4 protein-coding genes are annotated in these 6616 nt (G+C 49.2%); all 4 read right to left on the minus strand.

The window, feature by feature from the left end; all coding sequences use genetic code 11:
- Positions 1–105 precede the first annotated feature (105 nt).
- Positions 106–1590, minus strand: a complete 1485-nt coding sequence (locus tag QZ311_RS11895) for a TrkH family potassium uptake protein (protein WP_297068339.1) — start codon at positions 1588–1590, stop codon at positions 106–108.
- Between the two features lies 1 nt (position 1591).
- Complete coding sequence (gene trkA, locus QZ311_RS11900; RefSeq protein WP_297068342.1) at positions 1592–2926, minus strand: Trk system potassium transporter TrkA; 1335 nt, start codon at positions 2924–2926, stop codon at positions 1592–1594.
- An 8-nt stretch (positions 2927–2934) separates the two neighbouring features.
- Entirely contained in the window at positions 2935–4854 is a 1920-nt protein-coding gene (gene dxs, locus QZ311_RS11905) for a 1-deoxy-D-xylulose-5-phosphate synthase (RefSeq protein WP_297068343.1), read from the minus strand.
- 176 nt (positions 4855–5030) lie between these two features.
- Entirely contained in the window at positions 5031–6374 is a 1344-nt protein-coding gene (purB, locus tag QZ311_RS11910; protein ID WP_297068346.1) for an adenylosuccinate lyase, read from the minus strand.
- Positions 6375–6616 lie beyond the last annotated feature (242 nt).

Consider the following 6616-nt stretch of genomic DNA (forward strand, 5'->3'; position numbering starts at 1 on the left):
CTTAGTAACTACTTCCTATTTTTATTTTTGCCCAAAACGTTTAGGACAATATTGGGTAAATCGACCAAATAACAGTCAATGAATTCAGGATACCTCCGTGCGACGCTATTTCTTCCAGAATGTCGGGGTGAAAAGGATGAGCACTGTGAAAAGCTCCAGACGGCCGATCATCATGATTATGGCCAACAGCCATTTGCCAACGTCGGGGACAAGAGCATAGGAACCTCCGTAGCCGGTGACACCCGCACCGAGTCCGGTGTTGCTGATACATGAGAAGGCCGAGAAAAACGAGTCGACCAAGGGAAGTCCGAGGGCGGTGAGAATTATGCCTCCCACCATTATTATCATGACATAAAGGCACAGGAAAGCTATGACCTTCGACACAGTCTCGTGTGGAATCACACGGCGGTTGACTCGGACGGTAAAGATATTATTCGGATAGACACATCTGACAATCTCATTCCGACAGTTTTTCAACAGATAAATCAGGCGGTCAATCTTCGCACCACCGCTTGTCGAACCTGCACACGCACCAAAAAACATCAGTGCAAAAACAAGCGACAGGGTGAATGTCCCCCAGTTTGAGAAGTCAGAAACCTCATAGCCGGTCGAAGTAATCGTCGACACAATCTGGAAAAGAGGATCAAGCGTGACTGATTTTATTGAGTATGCCTGACCGTGATAGAAGATAGATATGACAAAAAGCACGTAGCAGACAAGGATTATCCAGACGTAAGCGCGAAACACATCGTTCTGCCATATCGGTTTGAATTCACCGTGAGCCGCACGGTAAAGCAACACGAAGCTCGTTCCGCCAAAAAACATGAAAACGGTCACCACGCTTTCGATGTACACCGAATCCCAAGCCTCTATACTTGCATCGGCCGTGGAGAATCCACCGGTCGACATCGTGCTGAACGCATGGCATATGGCTTCAAACGTGTCCATCGGCCCTATTATAAGCAAGATAAAGAGCACTATGGTCAACACTATGTAGATGAGCCACAAGCCTTTGGCCGTCTGCGAGATGCGGGGGCGCAGTTTATCGTGGGTGATACCGGTCACCTCCGCGTTGAACATCTGCATGCCACCCGAATGATTGAGCATCGGGACTACAGCCAAAGTAAACAGAATTATACCCATGCCTCCTATCCACTGCATCAGACTGCGCCACATGATAATACCGTGGCTGAGATGACTGATGGAATCCATGACCGTCGCTCCCGTCGTCGTGAAACCCGACATGGCCTCAAAAAAAGCATCGGAGACTGACATCGGCTGCTTTTCCATGAAGATAAACGGAATCATTCCGAAAATCGAAAAGAAAACCCATATCAAAGCTGTCAGCAGAAACCCTTCACGTTTTCCCATGCGAGGATTGCGCGGACGGATGCCGAATGTCATTATCGTTCCTGCCACGGTCGTGACAACCATAGTGAGCAGGAAACACATCCAGTCGTTTTCGTGATAAACAAGAGCTGTGGCAAGAGGGACTGACAAAAAAAGCCCCTCGATGATGAGAAGCAGCCCGATGATGCGGAGTATCACCGGGAAATTTATGACTGTAGGTCGGTAACGAAGAAAATTCATGTCATTTAAACAGTTTTTCCACTTTGTGGATAACACCGTTAAGCGTAAACACCACCACACTGTCGCCGGGCTCGATGACGGTGTTGCCCGAAACGAGATATCCCTTTCCATCCCTTATGAGACCGGCGATGGTCATGTCGCGCGACAGTTTCAGATCCTTCACAGGTCCGCGGGTAATCTTCGAACCTTCCCGTGCCACAATCTCAGCGACTTCGGCATCGGCAAGCGCAAGACATTTCGAATTTGAAGTGTCACGGTCAAGAAGCATCTGGAATATCCTTGAAGACGCAAGCAGCTTTTTGTTGATGATAGTGCCGATATTCAGCCCTTCGGCCTCCGATATGAACTGCAGGTTCTCGACTTCGGCAATAGTCTTGACCACTCCAAGCTCTTTGGCGGAAAGACAGGTGAGAATGTTGGTCTCGCTGCTGTCGGCAAGCGCGATGAAAGCATCCATGTCCGTTATGCCTGCATCGAGGAGCGCATCAGTGTCACGGGCATCGGCATTGATGATTGTCGCATCAGGGCATTTCTCTGACAAAACGAGGCAACGGTCTCGGTCCATGTCCATGATTTTGAAGTTGAACTCGTCGCCTGCCATCGCACACAGTCTTATAGCGATACGGCTGCCACCCATGATGAGCACATCACGGATTTTGCGCTGAGTCTTGCCACATAGCGCGACAAGCGAATCGACATGTTCACGCGTAGTCATGAAGTAGACAATATCATTCACTTCCAGACGGTCGTGACCGCCGGGAATAATCGTCTCGTGATTGCGCTTGATTGCGGCAACGTGAAAACTGTGTTCGGTCATGCCCAGCTCCTTGAGCTGCATACCCTTCAACGGCGCATTATCCCTCAGTTTGACACCGACAAGAATCAGCTCGCCGTTGTGAAGCTCAAACCAGTGTCTGACCCAATTGTGGCGCAGTGCCTGAATAATCTCAAGCGCGGCAAGATACTCGGGATAAATCATGTCGTCAGCACCTATATGGACGAAAAAATCATGATTGGCCGGATCTTTGAACTCGTAATTATCAATCCGTGCCACCGTCTTTGCCGCTCCAAGACTTTTTGCGATAGCACACGCGATAATGTTGCGGGTCTCAAATGGCGTGACAGCGATAAAAAGATCGCAATCCTCCACACCTGCCTGACGGAGGGTAGAGAATGAAGTCGGAGAGCCTTTGAATGTAAGGAGGTTATAATTTGAATCGAGCATGGAGAGCTTTTCACCGTCACTATCGACAACGGTGATATCCTGCTCTTCGTTTGACAGAAGTTTGGCCAGATGAGTACCGACCTCTCCCGACCCGGCAATAACTATTTTCATCTGTAATATCAGCCTTTAACAGGATTAGCAATCTTGGCAATGGCCTCATAGATACCATCTGCGTCAAAACCACACAGATGCTTAAGTTCCGAAGGTTTGCCCTGCGGGATAAAACGGTCAGGGACACCAAGACGATGGACGGGGACGTCAGAACCGGCATCGGACAGCGCTTCAAGCACAGCCGAACCCATTCCTCCGTCGGCCACACCATCCTCGACAGTAATGACCGGAACATTCATCGCGACGATACGGCTGATGATTTCCGTATCCATCGGTTTGAGGAATATCATATCGTAGTGAGCCACTGAGATACCAAATTCCTTTTCAGCGCGCTCGATCGCGCAGCGTGCCTCCGAGGCCACCGGGCCTATAGTAAGCACGACCATGTCGCTGCCATCCTTAAGCAATTCACCTTTGCCGACAGGCAACTTGCGCATTTCCTCCGACAACTCCGCCTCTCCGTTGCCACGCGGATAACGGATGGCAAACGGGCCGTCGAAGCTTTCTGCTGTCAGCATCAGATGACGGAGCATATCAAGATTCCTCGGCGACGCAACCGTCATCCCTGGAATCGAACGGAGATATGCCAGATCGAACACTCCGTGGTGGGTAGCGCCATCCTCTCCGACCAGACCTGCTCTGTCGAGGCAGAATGTCACTGGCAGCCCCTCAATAGCCACATCATGGATGATGTGACTGTAGGCTCTCTGAAGGAATGATGAGTAGATGGCCACAAAGGGTTTCATACCCTCCTTTGCCATTCCTCCGGCAAACGTCACAGCATGGCCCTCGGAAATGCCGACATCGAAAGTCCTTGAAGGGAACGCTTTTTCAAGCTTATTCATTGATGTGCCCGAAGGCATGGCGGCCGTCACACCCACTATTTTAGGATTATTTTCGGCAAGCGAGACAAGCGTTTCGCCGAACACATCCTGATATTTCGGAGCTTTCTTCACACTGTCTTTTATAATCTTGCCGGTTTTTGCGTCAAAACGTCCCGGCGCATGCCAGCGTGCGGGATCTTTCTCGGCCGGTTCGTAACCTTTGCCTTTTATGGTGCGCAGATGGAGGATGCGCGGACCGCTGAAATCCTTGATTTCATTCAGCACATTGATAATCGTCGGCAAATCATGGCCGTCGAAAGGCCCGAAATATCTTATATTCAAGCCTTCAAAAATATTCTGCTCCTTGGTTATAAGTGACTTCAGGCTGTTGTTGAAGCGCATGATCATCCCCTTGCCCTTGTTGGTGACAAGATGGTTCTTGCGCAGAAACCTTGCGAACTTATATCTCAGATTGTTATATGCCTTCGATGTGGTGAGATGGGCAAGATATGAATTGAGTGAACCGACATTGCGGTCAATCGACATATCATTGTCGTTAAGAATGATAAGAAGATTGGAATTGGCATTGGCCGCATTGTTAAGCCCCTCGAACGCGAGACCACCACTGATGGAAGCATCGCCAATGACCGCCACGACGTTGCGGAGCGGTGTTTCGTTTTGCAACGAACTTGCCACCGTCATGCCCAAAGCTGCCGAGATGGAGTTTGAGGCATGGCCGGCGGTAAATGTATCATATTCGCTCTCCTTGGGAGAAGGGAAACCGCTGAGACCGCCGAGCGTGCGATTGGTGCTGAAACGGTCGCGACGCCCGGTCAGAATCTTATGGCCATAGGCCTGATGCCCGACATCCCATACGATACGGTCGTAGGGGGTGTTGAACACATAGTGCAAGGCCACTGTAATCTCGACCGCCCCCATGCTCGACGCAAAATGCCCCGGATGGGTCGAGAGCGAGTTGATCAGAAACGAACGCAACTCGCTACACACTTTCGGCAGCTCCTGCACCGGGAGTTTGCGCAAATCGGCCGGAGAGTCAATCTGCGACAGGAGGGGATATTTATCGTCCTTCGTTTCTTTTTCCATTCTTAATATATTTCTTATACAGAGGAACCCACACAATGATACCGGAAGCTGTTATGATAAATATGGTCCAGAGGGTAAACGGCCGTGATGCTATGACAAGATAACACAGGAAAAGCCATAGCACCGCAATAAAGCCGAAGCGTATTTTTGTCGACGTATCCATTAACGGCGGATTATCAATAGCCGGTATAACTGTGAGGAGTAATAGTCTTCAGTTCGGCCTTCACTTCATCGGAAACATTGAGCGTATCAATAAACTCGGCGATACTTTCGGCGGTCACAGCCTCGTTTTTACGGGTCAGAGCCTTGAGTGTCTCGTAGGGCTTCGGATAGCCTTCGCGACGGAGCACGGTCTGAATAGCCTCTGCCACGACACTCCAAGTGTTGTCGAGATCAGCGTCGATGGCCGCACGGTTGAGCAGAAGCTTACCAAGTCCCTTCATTGTCGAAGCGATGGCAATGAGCGTGTGAGCGAGAGGCACACCGATGTTGCGCAATACAGTCGAATCGGTGAGGTCTCTTTGCAGACGCGACACTGGAAGTTTGGTTGCGAGATGACCGAACACGGCATTAGCTATGCCGATGTTTCCTTCAGAATTCTCAAAGTCAATCGGATTAACCTTGTGGGGCATTGCCGACGAACCGACCTCCCCGGCCTTGATTTTCTGTTTGAAATATTCCATGGAGATATACATCCACATGTCACGGTCAAGGTCGAGAATTATGTTGTTTATGCGGGCAAACGCATCGAAAAGCGCAGCGAGATTATCGTAGTTTGATATCTGTGTCGTGTATTCTTCCCTGACGATACCTAACTTCTCTGAAAGGAACTTCGCGCCAAACTCACGCCAGTCCACATCGGGGAATGCACACAGATGGGCATTGAAATTACCTGTCGCCCCTCCGAACTTACCTGAAATCTCAACAGCGTCAAGAATTGCAAGCTGACGGCGGAGTCGGTAGCTGAACACGCGGATTTCCTTTCCGAGACGGGTGGGCGATGCAGGCTGACCATGAGTCTTAGCAAGCATCGGGATGTCATACCACTCGTCGGCACGCGCTTCAAGATGCTCAATCATCTCCACGATACGCGGACGATAGACATTTTTAATCGCATCTGCTATCGACATCGGGACAGAAGTGTTGTTGATGTCCTGTGATGTAAGTCCGAAATGTATATATTCTTTATATTTCTCTATTCCTAAAGCATCGAAGCGCTCCTTTATGAAATATTCGACGGCTTTGACATCATGATTGGTCACGCTTTCAATATCCTTGACTTTCGCAGCGTCTTCAACAGAAAACTGACCGTAGATATCGCGTAACTTACCGAACAACTCTGCAGGGAAATCAGCAAGAGCCGGAAGCGGCAATTCGCAAAGAGCGATAAAATACTCGACCTCTACCTTTACACGGTAGCGGATAAGAGCAAATTCTGAAAAATATTCATCCAGATTCTCACATTTTCCGCGGTAGCGGCCGTCGACCGGTGATATTGCTGTCAGTTCAGTAAGTTTCATGTCAATCTCTTTGATCGGTTTAATAACTCTTAAAAATATAAACGGTATAAAAACATATCAGTAGCCAGTCAATATAGCATCAAAGCTACGATATTAATTTAGGTGTTGCAAATTTACAAAAAAACGGTCACATAACCTTGCGTCCCGCTGAAAATTCAATTGTAAAGCTCTATATTGACGTAATTACATAAAAAAGCCGAAGCCCGAGATGCGTTTGCATCTCAGGCTTCGGTCGGTTAGAA

Origin of the sequence: uncultured Duncaniella sp., from assembly GCF_910578445.1 — a bacterium.
Classification (GTDB): Bacteria; Bacteroidota; Bacteroidia; order Bacteroidales; family Muribaculaceae; genus Duncaniella.

Excerpts from the sequence above, each read along its gene's own strand:
- QZ311_RS11895 (WP_297068339.1), bottom strand. The coding sequence starts at position 1,590 with ATGAATTTTCTTCGTTACCGACCTACAGTCATAAATTTCCCGGTGATA.
- trkA (WP_297068342.1), bottom strand. The coding sequence starts at position 2,926 with ATGAAAATAGTTATTGCCGGGTCGGGAGAGGTCGGTACTCATCTGGCC.
- dxs (WP_297068343.1), bottom strand. The coding sequence starts at position 4,854 with ATGGAAAAAGAAACGAAGGACGATAAATATCCCCTCCTGTCGCAGATT.
- purB (WP_297068346.1), bottom strand. The coding sequence starts at position 6,374 with ATGAAACTTACTGAACTGACAGCAATATCACCGGTCGACGGCCGCTAC.